12 protein-coding genes and 2 pseudogenes are annotated in these 22,083 nt (G+C 70.7%); 4 read left to right on the top strand and 10 right to left on the bottom strand.

All coding sequences use genetic code 11. The features are described from left to right. Positions 1–18: 18 nt before the first annotated feature. The 7 genes and pseudogenes from AB0435_RS19865 to panD form a co-directional block, all read right to left on the bottom strand. Positions 19–3,444, bottom strand: a pseudogene (locus AB0435_RS19865) (amino acid adenylation domain-containing protein); the annotation flags it as partial. 40 nt (positions 3,445–3,484) lie between these two features. Beyond that, positions 3,485–4,144 (bottom strand): cysteine dioxygenase family protein, encoded by a 660-nt coding sequence (locus AB0435_RS19860; RefSeq protein ID WP_366427549.1) that lies wholly within the window; start codon positions 4,142–4,144, stop codon positions 3,485–3,487. Between the two features lie 23 nt (positions 4,145–4,167). Next, a complete protein-coding gene (locus AB0435_RS19855) occupies positions 4,168–8,817 on the bottom strand; it encodes an SDR family NAD(P)-dependent oxidoreductase (RefSeq protein ID WP_366427548.1) in 4,650 nt (1,549 codons plus the stop codon). 62 nt (positions 8,818–8,879) lie between these two features. Continuing rightward, positions 8,880–10,046: a pyridoxal-phosphate dependent enzyme gene (locus AB0435_RS19850; RefSeq protein WP_366427547.1), complete on the bottom strand. Its 1,167-nt coding sequence runs from the start codon at positions 10,044–10,046 to the stop codon at positions 8,880–8,882. Between the two features lie 107 nt (positions 10,047–10,153). Continuing rightward, on the bottom strand, positions 10,154–11,914 hold the full coding sequence (locus AB0435_RS19845) for an ABC transporter ATP-binding protein (protein WP_366427546.1): 1,761 nt from the start codon (positions 11,912–11,914) through the stop codon (positions 10,154–10,156). Next, on the bottom strand, positions 11,911–13,695 hold the full coding sequence (locus AB0435_RS19840) for an ABC transporter ATP-binding protein (RefSeq protein ID WP_366427545.1): 1,785 nt from the start codon (positions 13,693–13,695) through the stop codon (positions 11,911–11,913). The genes AB0435_RS19845 and AB0435_RS19840 overlap by 4 nt, the downstream gene beginning before the upstream one ends. Before the next feature lie 402 nt (positions 13,696–14,097). Further along, positions 14,098–14,538: an aspartate 1-decarboxylase gene (gene panD / locus AB0435_RS19835; protein WP_366427570.1), complete on the bottom strand. Its 441-nt coding sequence runs from the start codon at positions 14,536–14,538 to the stop codon at positions 14,098–14,100. A 467-nt stretch (positions 14,539–15,005) separates the two neighbouring features. On the opposite strand from panD, the gene AB0435_RS19830 reads away from it, so the two are divergent. Continuing rightward, complete coding sequence (locus AB0435_RS19830; RefSeq protein WP_366427544.1) at positions 15,006–15,746, top strand: alpha/beta fold hydrolase; 741 nt, start codon at positions 15,006–15,008, stop codon at positions 15,744–15,746. A gap of 54 nt (positions 15,747–15,800) precedes the next feature. Here AB0435_RS19830 and AB0435_RS19825 read toward each other — a convergent pair. Together AB0435_RS19825 and AB0435_RS19820 are read right to left on the bottom strand one after the other, a co-directional pair. Continuing rightward, positions 15,801–16,193: pseudogene (locus AB0435_RS19825) on the bottom strand (transposase family protein); the annotation flags it as partial. Positions 16,194–16,272: 79 nt separating this feature from the next. After that, positions 16,273–16,986, bottom strand: a complete 714-nt coding sequence (locus AB0435_RS19820; protein WP_366427543.1) for an IS6 family transposase — start codon at positions 16,984–16,986, stop codon at positions 16,273–16,275. A gap of 110 nt (positions 16,987–17,096) precedes the next feature. Between AB0435_RS19820 and AB0435_RS19815 the strand changes: the two genes are divergently transcribed. Further along, complete coding sequence (locus AB0435_RS19815; protein WP_366427542.1) at positions 17,097–17,903, top strand: SAVMC3_10250 family protein; 807 nt, start codon at positions 17,097–17,099, stop codon at positions 17,901–17,903. A gap of 51 nt (positions 17,904–17,954) precedes the next feature. Here AB0435_RS19815 and AB0435_RS19810 read toward each other — a convergent pair whose 3' ends face one another. Further along, positions 17,955–18,356, bottom strand: a complete 402-nt coding sequence (locus AB0435_RS19810; RefSeq protein WP_366427572.1) for a hypothetical protein — start codon at positions 18,354–18,356, stop codon at positions 17,955–17,957. Positions 18,357–18,560: 204 nt separating this feature from the next. Between AB0435_RS19810 and AB0435_RS19805 the strand changes: the two genes are divergently transcribed. Further along, the gene (locus AB0435_RS19805) at positions 18,561–19,001 is read left to right on the top strand and encodes a GNAT family N-acetyltransferase (protein ID WP_366427541.1); all 441 of its coding nucleotides are present in this window, start codon (positions 18,561–18,563) and stop codon (positions 18,999–19,001) included. Positions 19,002–19,158: 157 nt separating this feature from the next. Then, positions 19,159–21,633, top strand: a complete 2,475-nt coding sequence (locus AB0435_RS19800; RefSeq protein ID WP_366427540.1) for a Helicase associated domain protein — start codon at positions 19,159–19,161, stop codon at positions 21,631–21,633. Positions 21,634–22,083 lie beyond the last annotated feature (450 nt).

The following is a 22,083-nucleotide window of genomic DNA, read 5'->3' as shown; positions in this document are numbered from 1 at the left end:
GGTGCGAGGAGTGCCCGCTCACCCAGCCCGGTGGGAGGCCACACCGGACAGCCTCTCCGCGATACGGGGGCCGATGTCCGCCATGGCCACTGGGCCGGTCATCTCCCCGTGGGCGCAAGGGATGTCCACGGTGCGCACCCGGCCCGTCAGGTAGGGCGACCAGTCTCCCGCGGACGGCGCGTCCCCGGGCCGGCCCACCGCCGCGGTGAAGAGGAGCAGGTCACCGTCGAACACGGCGGGCCGGAAGCCGTGCGCCAGGACGACGTTCCGCCGGAACGTGCCGGCCATGGCCAGGACCTGCCGCTCCTCCAGATCGGCGAGGACACCGCCGGCGGTGCCGGCCGCCTCGGTGAACTCCGCAGGGGTCATCGAAGACCCGGGAGCGTCCGGCACTCCGTACCCCAGGGACACGAGCAGCTCCCGCAGCCCGTCCGGGGAGAGCGCGGCGGGCACGGCACGGTCGCACAGCGGGTAGGCGTCCAGCAACGCGAGCAGGGCGACCGTCTCACCGGCCTCCTGCAGGAGCGTGGCCATGGCCTGGGCCACGAGCCCTCCGAACGACCAGCCGCACAGGTGGTACGGGCCGGAAGGCTGCACCGAGCGGATCAGGCGCACATAGCCCGCGGCCACCTCCTCGACATCCGCGGCCGGCTCCCCGCCGGTGAGCCCCGCGTCCTGCAGCGCGTAGACGGGCCGGTCGTCCCCGATGTGCCGCAGCAGCCCCGAGTAGACCCACCCGACACCCGCGGCGGGGTGCACGCAGAACAAGGGCGCGGCCGCGCCGGTGGCCCGCAGGGGAAGCAGCACCGCGAACGGGTCCCCGCCCGGGTCGCGGCCCAGCAGCGCTGCGAAACGCGCCACCGTAGGAGCCTCGAACAGGCTGCGCACGGTCAGCTCGGTACCGAACACCGCCCGGATCCGGCCCATCAGCCGGATGGCGGCGAGCGAGTGCCCGCCCTGCTGGAAGAAGTCGTCGTGGATACCCACCGCCCGCGCACCGAGCACCTCGGCGAACAGGCTGCACAGCACCTCCTCGACGGGATCGCGGGGCGCGGTGAAGGTCTGGGCGGCCCGGGTCCGTGGAGCCGGCAGGGCCGCACGGTCCAGCTTGCCGTTGGGTGTCAGGGGCAGCACGTCGACGATCACGAACCGCGAGGGCACCATCGGTCCGGGCAGGCTCAGAACGGCCTCCCGCCGCACGTCCTCGCCGAACAGGCCGGGGTCGGACCAGCCCCCGCCGGGGACCGCGGGCACTCCGTGCGCACCGGCCCGGCCGGAGGACGGGGTGTCCGCCGTGCGGGCCCGGGCCGCGTAGACGGTGACCAGTCCGGTGTCCTCGAGCATGTGCTGACCGTCGACCGCGACTCGGTACCCCCTTGCCTCCAGGTGCCGCCGGATCCAGTCGACCTGTCCGGGCAGGTCGTGGGCCTCGATGACGAGCTGGCGGACGAGGGGCCAGTGCTCGTCACGCAGCCCGAGCAGGACCTCCCGCTCGCTCTTCTCCGCGTCGATCTTCAGCAGGTCGATGCGGTCGACGCCGGTCTCCTCGATGACGTCGGAGAGTGTCCGCAGCGCGCAGGTGACGTCCACGTGCCTGAGCCGTTCGGTCAGCAGACTGTCCAGGTCGGCCTCGCTGCCGGGAGCGGGAGGCTCGCCACCGCGACTCTCGTTGCGGACGAACACCTCCAGGACGCCGCGCTCCTCGGCGAGGTCACCGAACCGCCCCGACATGATCGAGAGCTGCGGGTAGTAGGTGAATGTGGCGCTCCCCGAGCTCTCCGCGATGCCGCAGGGGAACAGCCGCGCGTCGACCCCGTGGATCCGCATGTTGAGATCGAGCAGGCGGAACAGCTGCGGTATGGGCTCGAACGAGTAGATGACGCTGCCCGGGCACGACCGGGCGACCGAGAGGGAGAACAGGCCGATGTGGGCCCCCACGTCGAAGACGCGGGATCCTTCCGGCAGGACGATGCCGTGCCGCTGGTACTCGTGGCCCTCGAAGATCTCCCGGTAGAGGAAGTCAGTCTCGGTCGGATTGTTGGCGGCGATCACCATGCCGTTGGGGAGGGTGTGCAGCTCACCGGAGTCCAGGGCTCCCTCCCGCTCCAGCCGGCACAGGTTCCGCAGGGGCGCCGCAGCGACCGGGTCGGGCACGACGTGGGCGACCAGCTGGGTTCCGCCCGAGCCGTCGTCGGCAGGGGTCACCACGGCCTCGGCGACAGCGGGATGACGCACCAGCACCGCCTCGACCTCACCGGGCTCGATCCGGACACCCCCCACCTTTACCTGGTGGTCGGTGCGCCCGGCGTAGTGGACGGCCCCGTCCTCGCGGACACGGGCGAGGTCCCCAGTGCGGTACATGCGGGTGCCGGGAGGGCCGAAGGGGTCGGGAAGGAAGCGTTCGGCCGTCAGCCCGGGCCTCCCCACGTACCCCGTCGCCAGCTGGACGCCCGCGAGGTAGAGCTCTCCCGTCACGCCGGGACCGACCGGACGGAGACCGGCGTCCAGGACGTACATCTGGGTGTTCCACACGGGCCGGCCGATCGGGACCGGACCCGGCCGGTCGTCCGGCCGGCACCGCCAGTAGGACACGTCCACGGCGGCCTCGGTGGGCCCGTAGAGGTTGTGCAGTTCGGCGTCGAGCACCTCGAAGAACCGGTCCCGCAGCTCGCCCGACAGGGCCTCACCGCTGGCGAACACCCGGCGCACGGTGGTGCACCGGCCCGCGGTCGGCTCGTCGGTGAACAGACGCAGCATGGACGGCACGAAGTGGAGGGTGGTGATCCGCTGTGCCCGGATCACCTCCGTGAGGTAGGCGGGGTCGCGGTGTCCGCCCGGGGCGGCCACCACGAGGCACGCCCCGACGCACAGCGGCCAGAAGAACTCCCACACCGACACGTCGAAGCCCGCGGGGGTCTTCTGCAGCACGCGGTCGTCGTCGCCGAGGGAGTACTCGGCCTGCATCCAGCGGAGGCGGTTCACGATCGCGGCATGGGACACCGCGACTCCCTTGGGACGCCCCGTGGAGCCCGAGGTGTAGATCACGTAGGCCGTGTTCAGCGGGTGGGGGGACGGAAGCGGTCGGCCCGCGGGGTCCGCGGGGCCCGGCTCGGCCGCCCGTCCGACCTCCTCGGCGGTCAGTACCAGCAGCGCCCCGGCATCCTCGGCCATCCGCCGGCTCCGCTCGTCCGGGCCGTCCGGATCGAGTGGCAGGTACGCGGCCCCGGCCTTGTGCACGGCGTACAGCGCGACGACGAGCTCGGCCGAACGCGGTACGCGCACCGCGACGACCGTCTCGGGGCCCGCGCCCTTCGCCACGAGCGACACCGCCAGCCGGTGTGCCCTCTCGTCGAGCTCGGCATAGGTCAGCGAGACTCCGTCGGCGACGAGCGCGACGGCCTCGGGAGTTCTGGCTACCTGGGCCGCGAACAGGTCCGGCAGGGTCTCTGCCGTTATGCCGTGAGCTGACTTGTCGCCCATGACGTCACTTCCCCACACTGTTGGACTGATGGCGCGACGGGTCCTCCGCCTGCCGAACCGGCAGTTCGTAGACCCGGCGGATACTGGTGCCGAGTCGGCCGATGTCCGCTCCGTAGACGTGGAGGGAGACGGCCCGGCCGGCGGCCGTGCTGCGGACGTCGTGGATGTCGCCCGGCGGAGCGAGGGTCGCGACGGCACCGACCCCGCTCGTGGTGGTGTCCACGGCGAGGAGATGACGCTCCTCCGGATCGCCGGAGAGGCGGTAGACGGTCTCCTCCTCGGCACCCTCGTGGATGCCGACGACGCACCAGCAGACGTGGTCGTGCACCGGGGTGCGCTGGCCCGGCAGCCAGACGAGGGCGACGACGGAGAAGGAGCCGTCCGCCTCGACGTGCAGGACGTGCTGCCTGTACCCGCCCGGGTCGGCCTCCTGCTGGTCGGGCGTCAGTAGGCCGGCCCGTCCGAGGTGCGGGGCGAGCGCCGCGGCCACTTCCCGGCTGGCCACCTCGGCGGAAGCCCCCGGCCGGGCGCGCAACGCGGCCCGCACCTCCTCCACGAGCCGGGTCAGGCGCGGGGTGCGGGGCTGGGAGGGCAGGTACTGCGCCTCCGTGCCCGCGGACGCCGTGCCGGGAATGCCCCGGTCAGCACCTTGAACCGCGTTCACCTGCACTGCTGTCTCCTTTTGCTTCACTGCTGACGGCGGTTGCGGGAGCGGGCCATGCGGTTCTGCTGCTGCTGACGCCGTGAGCCGGCACGGTTGCGGACCTCTTCGAGCGAGTTCCTGACGTCTTCGGCGGGGGCGGTGCCTCCTCCGTCCACCAGCGCCGCCAGGCGGGCGATCGTCAGGGACTCGTAGAGCTGGGCGACCGTCAGCGACGTGCCGAGCGACCGGTTGACGGTGGAGATGAGCTGAATGGCGACCAGGGAGCTTCCGCCGAGGTCGAAGAAGCTGTCGTCGACACCGACCTGCTCGATGCCCAGCAGTTCCTGCCACATCACGCAGAGACGGCGCTGGACCGTGCCGTGCGGGGCCGTGTAGGCGCTGGGCACCTCGGGGCGCGGGTGCACGGTCCGGGGCGCGTCCAGACCGCTCAGCCTCTCGTCGGCCTCCTGGTCCTGCCCGCGCAGGGTGAAGGCGTTCTCGACCAGGTGGCGCGCGTCGACGGGCGTGACGATCAACTGGGGCTCGTACGAGCCCGACAGAGCGCGCTCCAGTGCCTCGATCGCGTCGGCGGGAGCCATGCCGCGCTCGGCCAGGTCCTTGCCCCGGGCCTGCGCCAGCCCGTTGCCCGGATCCGCCGCGACGGCCATGCCGACCTCTTGCCACGGACCCCAGTCCACGGTGAGCACGCGGGGCGAGGCCCCCGTGCCCGAGGCGCGGGAGCGGGCGTAGGCATCGAGGAAGCAGTTGGCCGCCACGTAGTCCACGAGCCCGAAGTCGCCCACGTTGGCGGAGTTGGAACCGAAGAGCACCATGAAGCCGGGCTTCACAGGGGCGAGGGCCCGTTCGAGAGCGAGGGTTCCTCCGACCTTCGGCGCCATGACGGCGGCGGCCTCCTCAAGGGTCTTGAGCTGCGCGAGCCCGCCGCCGACGACCCCGGCTGCGTGGAATACACCGTCGATCCGCCCCCAGGCGGTCATGACCTGGGACACCGCCGCCTCCGTCTGCGCGGGATCGCAGACGTCCGCCGCGATCACCCGGACCTCGGCGCCCCGTTCCCTGATCTCCCGCAGCTTCCGGAGGGTCCCGGCCGGAGCGGGCCCCCCGGGCCGTTCCGCCCCGTGCTCCGCGGGTACGGGAGTGCGCGCCAGCAGGGCCAGCTTGCGGCCCGGCCCGGACAGATGGGCCGCGAGCGCCAGCCCGAGGCCACCGGTGCCGCCCGTGATCAGGTAGACACCGTCCTCGCGCAGGGCCGAGGTCCCCTCCTCCGTGGGAGGCAGCGGGGCGGGCGCGAAGGTCTGGGACCAGCGGTGCGGCCCCCGGTGCGCCACCGCGGCGTGTGCCGGGGGTACGGCGAACTCGGCGACCAGCCGGGCGGCGTGCGCGTCGGGGGACGAGCCGTCCAGGACGATGTCGACGCTGCGACAGGCCAGCCCGGGCTGCTCCCGGGGGAGGACCCGGCAGGGCCCGAGCACGGTGGCCTTGAGCGGCATGAGCGGTTCGGACCCGATCACGTCGTGGATCCCGTTGCTCACCACCCACACGGAGCGCTCGGCCCCGTCGGCCAGGCCGTTGAGGGCCTGTGAGAGCAACAGCAGGCTGTTGAACCCCAGCCACAGCGACTCGGTGTCCTCCTGGAGCGCCTCCCGCGGTGCGGGGCCGTCGGTGACGCCCCAGCAGTGGGCGACGAACGCGGGTACGGAGCCGTCCTCGGCAAGGCTCTGGACCAGACGGCCGTAGTGCGACGCGTCGCGCGGGTCGATCGTGAACCCGCCACCGTCCCGCCGTTCCCATGCCGGTCCGGCCGCCACCGCCGTGACCAGGGCACCGGCGGCCCGCAGGCGGGCCGCCACCGCCTCGCCGACCCCGACGGCATCGGTGAACACCAGCCAGCGTTCGCCGGCCCGGTCGGGCCGCGCGGGCGGCAGGGCGGTGCGCTCCCACGAGGGGATCTGGAACCAGTCGGTGACATCGGGCCGTCGTCGCGCGGATCCGCGCTCCGCGGTGGGGCCCGTGCGCCGCTCCAGCCAGTACCGCTGCCGCTGGAACGGGTACGTGGGCAGGCCGACTCGCCGGCGCGGTTCGTGCCCGTGGACGCCGTCCCAGTCCGGCTCGCAGCCGTTCAGCCACAGCTGGCCGAGCGCGCGCTGCGCGGCCTCCACCGGGTGCCGCCCGTCCCGCCGGTGGGGCAGCGTGGCGGTGACCAGGCGGGCGGAGGACCCGGTGAGGACACGGCGTGCCAGGCTGCTGAGGGTGGTGCCGGGGCCGATCTCCAGGAACACCAGATCCGGATCGGCTGCCAGGGTGCCCACCCCGGTGGCGAACTCGACCGGGCTCAGGATCTGCCGGCCCCAGTACCCCGGGTCCTGTGCCTGCTCGGCGGTGATCCAGGTACCCGTCACGTTCGACACGAAGGGCACCGAGGGCTCCCGGCGGGGGACCGCCGCGACGGCCGCCGTGAACTCCTCGACCATCGGCGCCATCAGGGCCGAGTGGAAGGCGTGCGACGTCGCCACCGGATGAGTGGGGATCCCGAGGGCCGCGAGCCTCCCGGCGAAGGCCGCCACCCCCGCCTCGGAACCGGCCACCACGCAGTCCTTCGGGCCGTTGTGGGCGGCCAGCGAGAGGCCCTCCGGCAGCAGGCCCAGGACGGAGTCGCGGTCCGCCACCACATTCAGCATGGAACCCCGCTGCCGGCGCTGCATCAGCGCTCCGCGGAGCACCACCAGCCGCAGTGCGTCCGGCAGGGTGAACACCCCCGCCAGGCAGGCCGCGACAAGCTCGCCGAGGCTGTGCCCGAGCAGCGCCGCGGGCTTCACGCCCCACGACTCCCACATGCGGGCGAGCGCGTACTCCAGGACGAACAGCGCGGGCTGCGCGGCTTCCGTCTGGTTCAGCGCGGCGGCCGCCTCCGCCGACTCCCGGTCGCCGAGGAGGTGGTCGCGTACCGTGGTACCGGTCCCGCTCCCGCCCAGGGCCCCGGTACAGGCGTCCACGGCCTGGCGGAACACCGGCTCCTGCGCGTACAGCTCGGCCGCCATGCCCGGGTACTGGCCGCCCTGACCGCTCAGCAGGAACGCGACGCCCGGCCGGCCGCCCTCGTGGTGGCCGTCGACGACGCGTGCGGGATCGGCGGCCGCCAGGGCGTCCGCCACGGCCTGAACGTCCGGGCCCGTGACGATGCGGCGCACCGGAAAGACATGCCGTCCCACCGCCGCGGTGTAGGCGGCGTCCCGCAGGGGTGTCCCGCCGGTGCGGAGGACTCCGGCCACCCGTTCACTCAGTTCGTCCAGCGCCTCCTTGCTGCGGGCGGAGAGCACCAGCAGCTGCGAGGAGCGGGCCGACTCCCCGGCGGCGGGAGCGGCCGGCGCCTCCTCCAGCACGACGTGGGCGTTGCTGCCGCCGAAGCCGAAGGCGCTCACCCCGGCCAGCCGGGGCCGCCGCGACCGGGGCCAGGGGGCGCGCTCGCGCTGGACGGCGAACGGGCCGGCCGCGAAGTCGATGGCGGGATTGGGGGAGTCGAAATGCAGGGTCGGCGGCAGCGTCTCGTGCCACAGCGACAGCACGGTCTTCAGCAGCCCGGCGATGCCCGCCGCCGCGTCCAGATGACCGATGTTCGACTTGAGGGAGCCCAGGGCCACCGTGCCGGCCGGCACCCCCTCGTACACCTGGGTCAGGGCGCGGATCTCGATCGGATCGCCCATGACCGTGCCCGTGCCGTGTGCCTCGACATAACCGATGGCCGACGCCGGGGTGCCCGCGTCACGGAGGGCGGCGCGGACGACCTCCGCCTGGCCGGTCACCGCCGGCGCCGTGAAACCGACCTTGACCGCGCCGTCGTTGTTCACGGCGGAACCCTTGATGACCGCGTACACGGTGTCGCCCGCCTCCAGCGCATCACTGAGGCGCTTGAGCGTGACCACCCCCGCCCCGCTGCCGAACAGCGTTCCCGCGGCCCGGGAGTCGAACGGCCGGCAGTGACCGTCGGGAGAGAGGAAGGACCCCTCCTGGTGCAGGTAGCCCTGGTTGTGTTCCGCGTTGATGAACACCCCGCCGGACAGGGCCATGTCGCATTCCCCCTCGCGTAGCGAGCGGCAGGCGAGGTGGACGGCCACGAGCGAGGTCGAACACGCGGAGCGCAACGAGACGCTGGGGCCGCGCAGATCGAGCTTGTACGAGACGCGGGAGGCCAGGAAGCCCAGTTCGTTGCCGAGGAGGACCTGCGTTCCGCCGGTGCTGTCGACGACCTCGGGGTTCGAGTAGATGTTGGCGAGGTAGTTGTTGGTGCCGGCCCCGCCGAACACGCCGACGCGTCCGTCTACCTGGGCGGGCGTGTAGCCGGAGTGCTCCAGAGCCTCCCAGGCGGTCTCCAGGAACACGCGGTGCTGCGGATCCATCGTCTCCGCCTCGCGCGCGGTGTAACCGAAGAACCCCGCGTCGAACCCCGTGACGTCGTCGAGACAGGCACCGGCGGGCACGAAGTTCGGCTGGGCGATGGTCTCGCGCGACGCACCGGCCGCGATCAACTGCTCCTCGGTGAAGAACGAGACGGACTCCACGCCGTCGCGGACGTTCGCCCAGAACTCGTTTAGATCGCGGGCACCGGGGAAGCGCCCCGCCATTCCGACGATCGCGATGTCACGGTCTGCGTGCTGCCCGAACTTGTGGTCTGCCACTGTTTCTCCGTCATCAGAACAAGACAAGAAGGGACCCGCCGTCGCCGCCGGGGCTGGAGGGATCAGGAGGGTTCGACCATCCGGCTGCGCCCGGTCAGGTTGAGGAGGACCGTCTCGTCCGGTCGGATCCGGCCCGCCGCAGCCTCGTCGCGCACCGCCGCGACGGTGGCCGCCGAGGCGTAGCAGACGTCGATCTCCTCGAGTTCCGCGAGCAGGCGCCGCGCCTCGACGAGCTCCTCGCGGGAGGCCCGGACGATCGACCCCCCGGTCCGCGTGGCGATGGCGTGCAGGTACGGGTAGTAGGGCGAGCCGTCACCGAGGAGGATGGCCGTCGCAAGTCCCGACGGCTGGTCGATCACGTCGTCCGCGGTGAGCTCCGTCCGGCCCTCCGCCCAGGCGTCGGCCGACGGCGCGCAGGACTGCTCCTGAACCATGAGGAACCGCGGCATCCGGTCGAGTTCGCCGAGGGCCAGGTACTCGCGCATCCCCTTGTGCGCGGCGAGCATGCCCATACCGCTGCTCACGGCCTGCACCACGACGTCAGGCGTACGGTCCATCGCGTCCAGGGCCTCCAGGTAGGCCAGCTTGAGACCCTCCCGCCGGGCCCAGTTGAAGAACCCGGCGTCCAGGTGGAGCCCGCGCGCGGCGGCGAATCGGCGGGCCTCGGCGGCCGCCGCCACATAGCTTCCCGCGACCACGGTCAGTGAGGTCCGTTCGTCCTGCGCCACGGAGTGGTTGCGGACGAAGTCCTCGCCGCAGAAGAAGATCCCGCGCATCGCGGGATCCATCTGCACCGCCCGTGCGAGAGCGGTCGAGCTGTTCCCCGTGCTCGACGCGACGAATTCCTTGACGCCGAACTGACGCAGCACGGCCGGCACCAGCGCGGCGAGACGGTCCTTGGTGGTACGGGTCGGCTGCTGGGACTCGTCCTTGACCCACAGATCCGGGACCCCGATGGCCGCGCCCAGCCGCGGCGCCGGCCGGCATGGCGTCCGCCTGGTCACGCCGCTGTCGAGGAAGCCCCGCGCCGTCAGCGGCAGGAGGTCGAAGTAGACCTGCTCCGGATCCGCGTGGTCGTACCGGGTCAGCCGGTCCAGCGTGTACCGGGGCTCCAACGCGCCCGAGCAGCTCGGACATCGGTATACGAGAGCGGGCGGGAACACGCTCTTGCAGAGCAGGCAGACCAGGTCGAACTTCTCGGCCGCTTCGACGTGCTTCGTGGCAACCATGGAGGTGCGGGGTCCCTTCGGAGGGGTGCAGCGGGGCACAAAGGAGGCAGGGAAACGAGAACGCCCCCCGGCCCTGGCCGGGAGGCGCACTCGTGGAGGGGAGCGGCTCAGCCTTCGCCGTTCCAGGAGCGCCACAGGGCGGCGTAGGGCCCGTTCGCGGCGGTGAGCTCGTCGTGCGTACCGAGCTCGACGATGCGGCCCGCCTCCATGACCGCGACGCGGTCGGCGTCGTGGGCGGTCTGCAGGCGGTGTGCGATGGCGATGACGGTGCGGTCCGAGCGGACGGCGGCCATGGCCCGCTCGGCCTGACGGGCGGTCGTGGGATCCAGCAGGGCCGTCGCCTCGTCGAGGATCAGCGTGTGCGGATCCGCGAGCTGGACCCGGGCGAGCGTGAGCTGCTGCGCCTGGGAGGCTTCCAGCTCGACCCCGCCCGCGCCCAGCACGGTGTCCAGCCCGTGGGGGAGGTCCCGTACCCAGTCGGCCTCCATCATGGCGAGCGCCTCGAGGACGGCCTCGTCGTCGGCGTCCGGGGCCGCCATCGTCATGTTCTCCCGGAGGGTGCCGATGAACACGTGGTGTTCCTGAGTGATTAGGACGATACGGGTGCCCAGCTCGCCGGATGCGGCCAGATCGGCTACCTTCACACCGCCGACCAGCACGTCACCGGCGTCCGGCAGGTCCACCCCGGACAGTAGCCTGCCGAGGGTGGACTTGCCGGCTCCCGAGGGACCGACCACCGCCAGCCGCTCGCCCGGTCGTACCTGCAGGCCGACATCGCTCAGCACGTCCCGCGCGCCCGTGTAGGAGTAGCGCACCCCGCTGACCGTGATGCGGTCGTCCTCGGGCTTCCGGACCTCGGACCGCGGCTGCTCTGCCACCAGACCGACGCCCTTGATCCGGGCGAACGACGCACCGCTGCGCTGGAGTTGCTCGACCCAGGCGAGCGCACGGTCGAGGGGGTCGACCAACTGCCACATGTACAGGCTGCCGGACACGACCGCTCCCAGGCTCAGCGTCCCGTTCAGGTAGCTGAGGCCCCCCACCAGCAGGATGAGCGCCATGGGCAGGGAGTGGGCGAACTCGGTGACAGGGAACAGCACGGTCCGCAGCCGCAGGGTGCGCACGCCCGCGGCGTATGTCGTGTCGACGGCCTTGTCGATCGCACCGTTCTGCCGGAGGCGCAGCCCGAACGCCTCGACGGTCCGGGCACCGTGGGCGGTGGAGTTCAGGGCTTCGGCCACGCCGCCCGCGGCCGCCCCCTCGGCGAGGTAGGCGTCCCGCGCACGGGCGAGGTACCAGCGGCTGACCCACCACACCATCGGCAGGCCGACGAGCGAGCAGAGCCCCACGAGGGGGTCGAGGAGGAACACGGCCACGAAGATGAACAGCACCTGGACGCCGGCGATGAACACATCCGGCGCCGCGTTGCGCAGCGTGGCGGCCACCGTGCCGACGTCCAGCGAGGAGCGCGTCACCAGGTCGCCGGTGCTCACCCGGTCGACGACACGTGCCGGGAGCGCGAGCGCGCCGTCGATGACTTCCTCACGGAGCCGGGCGAGCGCGCGCTCGCCGAATCGGTGCGAGAAATAGCGTGCGTAGCGGATCAGGACCAGCTGCGCCAGGGCGAAAGCGAGGACGGCGGCCGCCACCCCGTCCACCTGCGAGACGGTTATGTCCCCGGCCTCGATCCGGGTGACGATCCGGCCCAGCAGCCAGGGGCCGGCCAGTCCCGCGAGAGAGGCGAGGCAGGTCAGGACGAGAATCCCCGCCATGGACCGGCCGTCGTCCTTCAGGAGCCGCCAGCTGGCCCGGCGTGCCGTCGCGGCATCGGCGACCGGGAGGGTCCTGGCCTCGTCGGTACGGCTCATCGGGAGTCTCCTTCTCGGGCGGGCGCCGTACTGGCCGCGGGGACGCCCTCGCTGTCACCGCGGAACACGAGCGCCGCGTATCCGGGCTGGGTGGCGAGCAGGTCGCCGTGACTGCCGGTGGCCGCCACCTTGCCGTCCACCAGGTGGACGACCTCGTCCGCATGTCCGAGCAGGAGTGGGGACGTGCCGACGACGAGGGTGGTGCGCCCTTGGCGGAACGCGCCGACCCGGGCCGCGACCGTGGCCTCGGTGTGCGCGTCCAGGGCCGAGGTGGGCTCCACGAGCACCAGTACCTCAGGATCGGCGAGCAGCGTCCGCACCAGACGGAGCCGCTGGCGCTGTCCGCCCGAGACGTTGCGGCCCTGACTGTCCAGAGGGGAGTCGAGGCCGTCGGGCATCGACGCCACGACGTCCTGTGCCACGGCGGCGTGCAGTGCCCGCTCGATCTCCTCGGGGGAGTGGCCGTCGTGAACGGACAGGGCGGTCCGCAGTGGTCCGCCGAAGAGGTAGGAGTCGTTGTCGGACACCAGGAGCCGGCTCCGCAGCGAGGCGAGCTCGATGTCGGACAGCCTCGTGCCGCCCCAGGTGGCGTCAGATTTCTGGTAGCCCGCCAGCCGGTCGACCACGGCCCGCGCATGGTCGGGCCGGGCGCTGACGAGGGCGGTCAGCCGCCCGGGCCGCAGGGTCAGCCCGGACGCCGGGTCGTGCAGCGGGGTGGGTCCGGTGGGCGCGGCCACCCGGGCGCCGTGCTGGTCGGAATCCGGCGCCAACGCCAGGATGTCGACTACGCGCCGGGCGGACACGAGGCCGCGGGGAAGGTCGTCCGCACCCTCGATGAAGAAGGAGACCGGGACCAGGAGCGCCGCCACGTACCCGTACACGGCCACCAGCTCACCGACCGTGATCGAACCCTCAGCCGCCATGCGGGCGCCGAGCCATGTCACCAGTGCCAGGAAGAGGAGCGGCAGACAGGCGCCGAGTGCCTGTACCCAGCTCGTGAGCGCGGCCACCCGGTACCCCAACGGGACCAAGGCCTGCGAGCGTTCGCGGTAGCGCCGTGCGAAGAGCGGCTTGCCGCCCATGCCGTTCAGCACGCCCAGCCCGGTCACCATGTCACCGGCGAGGGCGGTCAGTACGCCTTGCTGTTCCCGGTAGTCGCCCTCGGCGCCGTGCAGCCGTTCCAGGAGGGGGCCGACGGTCACCGCGAGGAGCGGGACGCCGAGCAGGACGACGACCGCCAGCACGGCTGAGATGGTGAACAGGAGGACGGCGGTGGCGATGTAGGCGACCGCCGCGCCGACCCCCGGGCCCGTGATGGTCAGGGTCTGTGCGATCCGGCTGATGTCGCCGGCCTGCAGGTGGGCCAGCTCGCCCGCCGAGACATGACGCGGGAGGGTGGAGCCGAGACGGGTGACATGCCGGGTGATGACCTGCACGGTCCGGTAGGCCGCGTCGACCCGTATGAAGGTCATGGTGCGGTGGCGGAGGATCCCGAGGACCGCGATGGCGGCTCCGGCCACGAGTACCGCGGCCACCCAGCCGGCCAGCGCGTCGGTGTCCCGCGCCCGCAGCCCCTCGTCGATCGTCCTGGACATGAGGTAGGGGGGCAGCATCAGGGCGCACATCCAGGTGCTGCCCCACAGGGAGCCGAGCAGGACCCGTTTGCGCTGCCGCACCGTCAGCCACCACAGGTAGCGCATCGGGCTGCGGTGATCGGGCTCCCCGGGATCGCTGTAGGGAACCCGGTGCGCACCACCGGGCAGGTCTGGTCCGTCGGTCATCTCGGTCGTCCTTGGGTTGGTTCGGATCGGCCGATACCGCTGTATCGGCACGGGCCGCGGGAGCGAGTCTGTCCGGGAGTGGCGGTCCGGCCCCGCTGCGGCGAGGACGGAGGCTGGCAAGTGCCGCCGACGGCCGGCTTGGATATGAAGGCGGCACCGTCGGCCCTCGCTGTGGGGACGACGGTGCCGGATGAGGGGCGCGGGCGATGCCTGGCGGAAGGGGCCGACCCGACAATGCGGCTCATGCAGGGCCCCGGACCGCTGGAGAGCGGTCTGACGGAGCCGAGTTCCTGCACTGCGCACAATGCGCCAGCATGCGATCCATATTCTTAGTGCGACCCGGGCTTGTCAACGCCTGATTCCTGGTGAGCGGCTGGATGGCCCTGCGCGGACGGCTGCGAGTCAGTGGCCGCGGGTCCCGGCCAAGGCGGGGGCCACCACGTCGCCCCGCTTCAGCGCGCTCTCCTCGGGCGCCTCTGCGGGATCGTGTCCGGTCAGGGACACCCGGTTGTGCTCGTCGACGAAGACGACCCGCGGCTTGAACCCACGAGCCTCTCCGTCGGACACTTGGGCGTAGGCGATGACGATGACGAGGTCTCCCGGGCTGATGAGCCGTGCTGCGGCACCGTTGATCCCGACGAGCCCGGAGTCCCGTGGCCCTTCGATGACATAAGTGGACAACCGAGCACCGTTGTTGATGTCGACGATGTCGACCTTCTCACCCGGCACCAGGTCGGCCTCTTCCATAAGATCGGCGCTGATGGTCAGGGACCCCACGTAGTGGAGGTCGGCCTGTGTGACCGTGGCCCGGTGAATCTTGGACTTCATCATGGTGCGGTACATGCTGGTCAACCCTCGAATCTTAATGGGGATGAACGGGCCATCGCGCTCGAAGGCGACGGCGCCGAAGACGCGGCGAGCCCCTTAACGGGTACTTGCGGGGCGGGTCGCTGGGCGGAATGGTGCCCCCCTGGCCGGGCGGCGTCCTGCCCGCGGATTCCCGGATCGGAGTGCGACTCGGGATTCGGCCAAGGGCAAGAAGACGCAGTGGACGGCGGTTGGCCCACGGAGGTTGACTATAACCGGCCGTGGGACGGTGCCCGCTCGGCTGCAGCGGCCCGATCGGCACGACCCCCCTTGACAGGGCCGCGGGCGGCCTAAGAGCATGCACGTCAATGTGGACCTGCTGTGCCGTCATTTAGTGGTGCGCGGTGTAGGCGCCCCGCGCCTGCCGTCTCCGTACCGCTTCAAGCCTCCTGCTGCGGCCACGGCCGTCCCAAGTCCCCTTCTTCAGCCGGGGATTCTCACAGATGTCGGAAACTCTCCGAAGATCAGAAAGTGCCTCTGTGTCCAAGCTGTCTCTTGTCTGTGTCCCCTTCGCGGGCGCCGGTGCCTCCTACTACCGTTCGTGGCGCTCTCACGCGGCTCCCGACATCGAGTTGGTGCCGGTACAACTCCCTGGGCGTGAGCGGCTGATTGAGCAGGATCCGGTGCGGACCATCCGTGAGGCGGTGGCCACCGTCGTGCCCCGACTGCTGTCGAGTATTGAGGGGACCCGGGTGGCGCTCTTCGGACACAGCAGCGGCGGCGTCCTGGCCCTGGCGCTGGCCCAGGAGCTCGCGACGCGCACCGACGTCGAGGTGGTCAGGCTCTTCGTGAGCGGAGCGCCGGGACCCGGCCTGCGCCGGGCCCGGCACGCGACGGGCCTGCCGGACGAGGCGTTCATCGAGCGCGTCGAGGAGTTCGCGGGATACCGCCATCCGGCTCTGGATAACCCCGAGATGCGCGAGCTGATCCTGCCCGCGCTCCGCGCCGATGTGGAGATGTACGAGGAATTCCTCCACGATCCGGCGGTCAAGCTCCCCGTGCCGATCACCTCGCTACGCGGCCAGGACGACGACAACGTGACCCTCGATGAGGCGCAGGACTGGCGGCACGTGACTAGCTGCGGCTTCGATTTCGTGGAGATGGAAGGCGGACACATGTACCTGAACCAGTCGGCGTCCGAAGTACTGCGGGTCGTCCGGCAGGCCACCGCCATCGCGGCCTAACGAGTTGGTGCGTGATAGCGGGTGAGGCGGGGGCCTTGGTCGGGTGGTGATGGTGCGGTCGGGTACGAGGGTTGCGATGGCTTGGTAGGTGCCGGGGAGGCGGTCTCGGCGGTAGGTGAAGCGCTGAAGCTGTTTCCAGCGTTTGTGGGCGGCGAGGGCGTGTTCGACGGTGTTCCGCCAGGAGGAGTGCTCGTGCCGCTGGCGTTCGTTGCGCTCGAGGAGGGGCAGTGTCGCGCCTGGGCGTAGCTTGCGCGGCTGGGTCAGTGCCTTGCCTTGATGGTCCTTGCTCAGTCCGAGGTAGCCGTCGTCGACAGGCACGTACACCTGGTCGAAGCATCTGCCGATGCCTGCGGTACGGGCTGCGGTCGCGTCATGCATACGCCCAGGTCGTAGGGCATCGACCCACAGGGTGCGGCCTTCGCCGTCGGCGAAGACAGTGGCCTTCATAGGGCGTTGTCAACTTATCCGGGGCTTGCCCGGTTGAGGACGTGCCGGGTCGTGGTGGGGCCGGGTGCGGGCCTTGAGCTCAGGTCACGGTGGACAGGCCGGAGACTTCGTTCCAGACGTTGAAGCGTTCGTTCATCGTGGTGCGGTACTGGCTGGCGGTGAGGCGATGGCGGCCGGGTCGGAAGTGGGGTGATATCGCGCTGAACGCGGACAAGAAGCGTTGTGCCCCACCCGGGGAGCGGAAGCCTTTCATGGCGCGTTCGCGTTGCCGGGGCGGTTGGTGGGAGTTCTCCGCCCGGTTGTTCAGGTACTTCGACTGCCGGTGCTCGGCCGAGGCCATCAACTCCCGGTGGGCGACACCGTAGGAGCGGAGCTTGTCGGTGACCAGCACCCGAGGTACCCGGCACTGCTTCTTCATCAGTTTGGCCATGAACCGCTTTGCCGCCTTGGCATCCCGGCGTGACTGGACCAGGATGTCCAGCACGTTCCCGTCCTGGTCAACGGCCCGCCACAGGTACCGCCACTCGCCGTTGATCTTGGTGTAGACCTCGTCCAGGTGCCACTTGTCCCCGGCCTGCGGCCGACGACGCCGCAGCCGACGGGCGTACTCGGGACCGAACTTCGCACACCACTGCCGGATCGTCTCGTGGGAGACGACCACGCCCCGGGCGAGCATCAGCTCCTCGACCTCGCGGTAGCTGAGCGGGAATCGGTGGTAGAGCCACACGCAGTGGGCGATGATCTCCGCCGGATAGCGGAACCCCTTGTACGACGGCACCTCAGCCTCCACCACAGCCCCCCTCCGGCCATCCCACTATCAACCCGATGATCATCCCACGCAGACCCTCAGCCAAGTTGACAGTGCCATCGGCAACGACGGCGGAGGGATCCGGAGGCGGGGCAATGCGGGAGCTGCAGTATCTGTCCATGGCCAAGCTCGACGATTTTTACGAGCGGCCGCGACGAAGGTTCACGAACCGCGCCGTTGAGGCAGAAGCCAGCGTGATGGGCTCGGGTGGTCGCGTCGCCGTGGGGGAGAGTGCGGCCGCAGAGCGCACCTCTGGCGAACGCCTGGAGCGCGTCCTGGAGCATCTGGAGGAACAGTGCTGGGCGCGCTCATGGGAGCCCGCGGCATGCGGACACCTCGGCGTCGATGCCTGGCTGGAGTTCCGCGGCCCGTTCCGCTACGGCGCCGCAGTCAGCGACGTTGGATTCCACGACCGGGGCGTCTTCACCTATGCCTCTTTGGAGGAGGGCTACTGCCCGCACCGCGCGGCTGAGTTCTGCCCCAACATCGAGCTGCTGCTGTGCGGCTCAAGACAGCATGTACGGGACCACCGTGATCACCCGCCGACCAGGATGGGATCCGGCTCGGACTGGCTGCACACCATGGCAGCTGACCTGGTCCAGCGCGAGGCCCACGGCGATGCAACAGCACCAGGGACGCTGGCCTCCACCAGGCTGGCTGACCAGGAATTCGCGGCCAGGTCCGCCTTCTCCATGATCTCGCACTACTACCGGACTCCTGGGTATCTGCGCGGGCATGCCCGCGTGCTGTGCAACTTCCCGCCGGAGCGGCTGCGGCACCGGATGATCGTGGCAACTCCTTTGTACGTGGAGGCTGGGGTGCAGCCGCCTCCGTCGACCACGCCGCTTTCTGGAGCCGGGCGGACTGCACGCCACCGGAGCTGGTGGCGATCACCACGCTGAGCCGGAGTGCGGAGAGCTCACAAGCAGTGTGAAGACTAGAGGGATGGTGCCTCACAGTGCCTCGACCCATTCGCAGGCCTCGTCTGCCGGCTCGGGCGAGACCGGCGTGGTGGAGGGCTGGGCGGGTGCGGGTGCGGGGAGCGGGGGTTCGGGAACGGCCGCGGCGTGGGGGATGACGCCCGCGCAGCCGCGGCAGACATCTGCCAGATGCCAGGTGCGTCCGTTGTCGCTGCAGATCAGCAGCAGCCGCAGCGGGCCAGAGCAGGGTGTGGGATGACGGTGCCAGACGCAGCCGTGCTCGCGGCACTGGCAGATCCGCAGGTGCGGGGGCAGCGGCGCCGCGGCGAGATGGCCGGCGAGGTGACGCCGCGCCTGATGCATCAACGGGACGCCCGGCTGCACGGTGAAGGAGTGGCAGGCGCTGCAGGTGACGGCGCCCGCTGGGGCCTTCACGGAGCCGAAGCCGTCCTACGGCTCCGCGCCCTCGTCGCCAACGGCGACCTCGACTCCTACTGGCGCCGCCCGCGAGCACGAGCGCCTCTACCCCGCGACCGGCCAGCAGGAGTACGACCTCATGGCTTGATCCGTGACTTGTCCGAAGACATGGAAATACCCGGCAGAGTTGACGTCCAAGGTGTCCTCGGGTCTCCTGCTGGGATGTCTGATCTTCGTATTCAGCGGCCGGACGGCGACGCCATGCTCAAAGACTGGCAGTACGCCCACAACGTGATCATTCCTACCCATTCGCTGTCCCTGGATGAGGTACGGGAACGTGCCAGGCGAAACCATCTGGAGATTGCGTATCTCGATGGCGATCTCGTGGGCTGCAGCACGGTGCGCCCGCCGACGGACGAAACACTGACGGCCACAGTCATCGCCCGCGTGCTCGACGCACACCGCAGGCAGGGGTTCGGCGAGGAACTCTATGAGCGGGGGCTCCACCGGGCCCGGGAACTTGGGGCCAAGGTGATCGAGACCGTCGTTCTGTCCTCCAACGAGGACGGACTCCGGTTTGCGCTGAAGCACGGCTTCGTCGAGACCGAGCGATACCTGCTACCTGGCGACACGATCCCCTGGATCGACTTGCGACTCTGCTGAATGGAACAGACCCGGCGCGAGTTCACCACCCAAGCCGCACCTTCCCTTCAGAAGAGCCGGCACCCAAAACCGTTCGAGCGGCCCACCGGGTGCGGGAGGATGAAGGCCACGTCCATTCCGACATCCGTCCCCGCCTGCTCAAGGATCCTCTGCCGCGATGCCCGCCAGCCCCGCTGATTCCTCCGCCGCCAAACCCCCTGTGGATCGCCGCGTGCCGCGTCCGGATCAGAATGCGGCCATCGAGGCGGCGGTCCGGCACCTGAAGAGGCCGGGGTCGCGGGGGCATATCGTCTCGGCGTGTGGGACGGGTAAGACGCTGATCGCGCTGCGCACCGCCGAAGCCCTCGATATCAACCATCTGCTGGTTGCGGTGCCATCGCGGGACTTGATTGGCCAGTGGGCGGCAGCGGCCCGCGCGGACGAGCGGCGTGAGGCGTTGATGGCCGTCTCCTCGCTCGACGCCGACAGACATCCGCTGCTCGCCGCCGCAGGCGCGCTGAGCACAGGGTCGGGGGAGTACCTGGCGTACTGGCTGGCTCAGCGCACCAAGCGGCGCGAGAAGGCGATCGTGTTCGTCACGTTCGACTCCCTGGCACGGATCGCAGAAGCCCAGCACTCGGTTTTCACCGCCCCGGTCTTCGACTTGCTGGTGGTGGATGAGGCGCATCGAACAGCCGGGAGCTGGGGCAAGGAGTGGACGATGATCCACGACAACCAGCGCGTCCCGGCTGAGCGGCGTCTGTACCTGACCGCGACCCCCTACGAGTGGGAAGCCCCGCGCCTGACCGAAGCCCCAGACACCCGTCCGCAACCCAAACGCACCGCAGCGACCGCCCCCGCCTGGGAGGCGCCTTCACTGATCGCGTCGATGGACGACCCGAAGGTGTTCGGCCCGCGCCTGCACACCTACTCCCACGCCGACGCGATCGACGACGGAGTCCTCGCGGACTACCAGCTCCTGATCCCCACGATCACCGACACCGACCTACGCACCCTCCTCACCGACCAGGACGTCCAGACCGGATTCGGCCCCACAGCCCGCCGTACGAGTGCGCTGCACTTGGCCGTCCTCAAGGCCATGCGTGAGCACGACCTGCACCATGTGATCGTCTACTTCCAGCAGATCGCGGACGCCGCCGATTTCGCCCGCCAGCTCCCCCACACCCTGCGCACCCTCCCCGCAGCCCAACGCCCGGACTGGACCGAGGACTTGAGTGTGCAGTCGATCAACGGCACCCACACCCCTGCCCAACGCCACCACATCCTCACCCGCTTCGCCGCAGCCGACCGAGCCGTACTTACCAACGCCCAGGTCCTGGGCGAGGGCGTCGATCTGCCGGCCGTGGACGCCATCGTGTTCGCGGACCGCACCGCGAGCGTGCGCCGCATCGTCCAGGCTCTGGGCCGCGCCCTGCGCAAACCGCCTACCGTCGCCACGAAGACGGCGAGCCTGGTCATCCCCGCCTACACCCCGCCCAACTCTGACCCCACCGACCTCCTCGACACCCCCTACGAAGCCCTCTGGCTCATCACCGCAGCTCTGCGCCACCACGACCAGACCATCGCCGCCCGCGCCCCACGCAAGAACACCAAGCACCGCCTGGACCGCGATACCCACCAACTACTCGCGCGCCGCTTCCGCTTCGACTTCACCCTCGACCCCGGCCACATCGCCCGCGCCATGGACCTCATCGCCTGGCCCTCAACAAGCGCGGTCCCCTCCAAACCCCGCCGCGCAGGACTCGCGGCCGCCGTCCGCTACCACGCTGAACACGGCCACCTCCGCGTCCCCACCGACTACACCGACGCCTACGGCTACCGCCTCGGCCAGTTCATCGACACCCAGCGCACCGCCTACCACCAACACACCCTCACCCAAGACTGGATCACCGAACTCGAAGACCTCGACATGATCTGGGACGACCACGAAGCCGCCTGGGCCAGCCACATGGCCACCATCGAAGCCTTCCACACCATCCACGGCCACCTCGCCATCCCCACCACCACCCCCGGCGGCCCCTTCCTCGTCAACCAACGCGCCCTCGCCCGCCAAGACCGCCTCCACCCCGACCGCCACACCCAGCTCACCGCCCTCGACCCCACCTGGCAGCTCCCGTACGGCCCCGACTGGCACCGCAAATACCACCTGCTGCGCCACCACATCGAAGCCGGACACGACCCCGCCCTGCTGCGCCGGGACACAGCGATCGACGGCGTGAAGGCCGGCGCCTGGCTGCACCGCCAGTTCACCACCTGGGGCCAACTCGAGGACGGCCAGCGGACCCTCCTCACCCGTCTTGGCCTGACCCCCGGTCACATTCCGCTCCCCGCGCCCAAGAAGCCCACCACCTCCACCGGCCCGCGCCACCGCCGCTCCTTCGAACAGAACGCCACCCTGCTGCGCGCCTTCGTGGAACGTCATGGCCGTCCGCCCGGTGCCCGGGAGTGGATCGAGGCCGACGGCGAGCGCGTCATGATCGGCCCGTGGCTGTGCAAGGCGCGCACACGGCACAAGGCTGGTCAACTTCCGCAAGAACAAGGGACGTTGATGCAGGAGATCCTTCCGGGGGACTGGTCGGAACCCCGCCGCACCCATGAACAGGACTCCGGCGATCTCCCGGAGAACCTATAGTTTTTCTGCTTCCTGAAGAGACGCGAAGCGCCCCGAGCCGCTAGGATGGAGACATAGCGGAGCCTCGTGCCACCACGAGAAAGCAGCTCGTCACAGCGACAAGCCCGCTGGCACAGAGCCGGAATCTCAGCGAGCACACGGCCCGAGAAAACCTACAGACCGCCAGCACCCTGCTGTAGCTGCGTTTTCAGGGATTCGCGGAGCGGATCCCGCCAGGCCGGATCGCGGAGCGATCCGAGCCGCGGCCGACGGAGTCGGCTGCACCGGCCACGGAGTGGCCGACTAGCCGCGCGGAGCGCGGCATTCCTTCCGCCGCGTAGCGGCGGCGCGGCGTGTCTGCGGAGCAGACCGCGCGCTCGGCGACCCCGAAGCCGTCGGAGAAGCCCACGCCCAAACCCGAACCCGAGAAGCCGGCCGTCCAGCCCGACCCCACGCTCGACCTCGTCGGCC

The organism is Streptomyces sp. NPDC051173, from assembly GCF_040689515.1.
GTDB lineage: Bacteria > Actinomycetota > Actinomycetes > Streptomycetales > Streptomycetaceae > Streptomyces.
The sequence above is the reverse complement of the archived record's forward strand: the minus strand, read 5'-3'. Positions and strand labels throughout refer to the sequence as shown.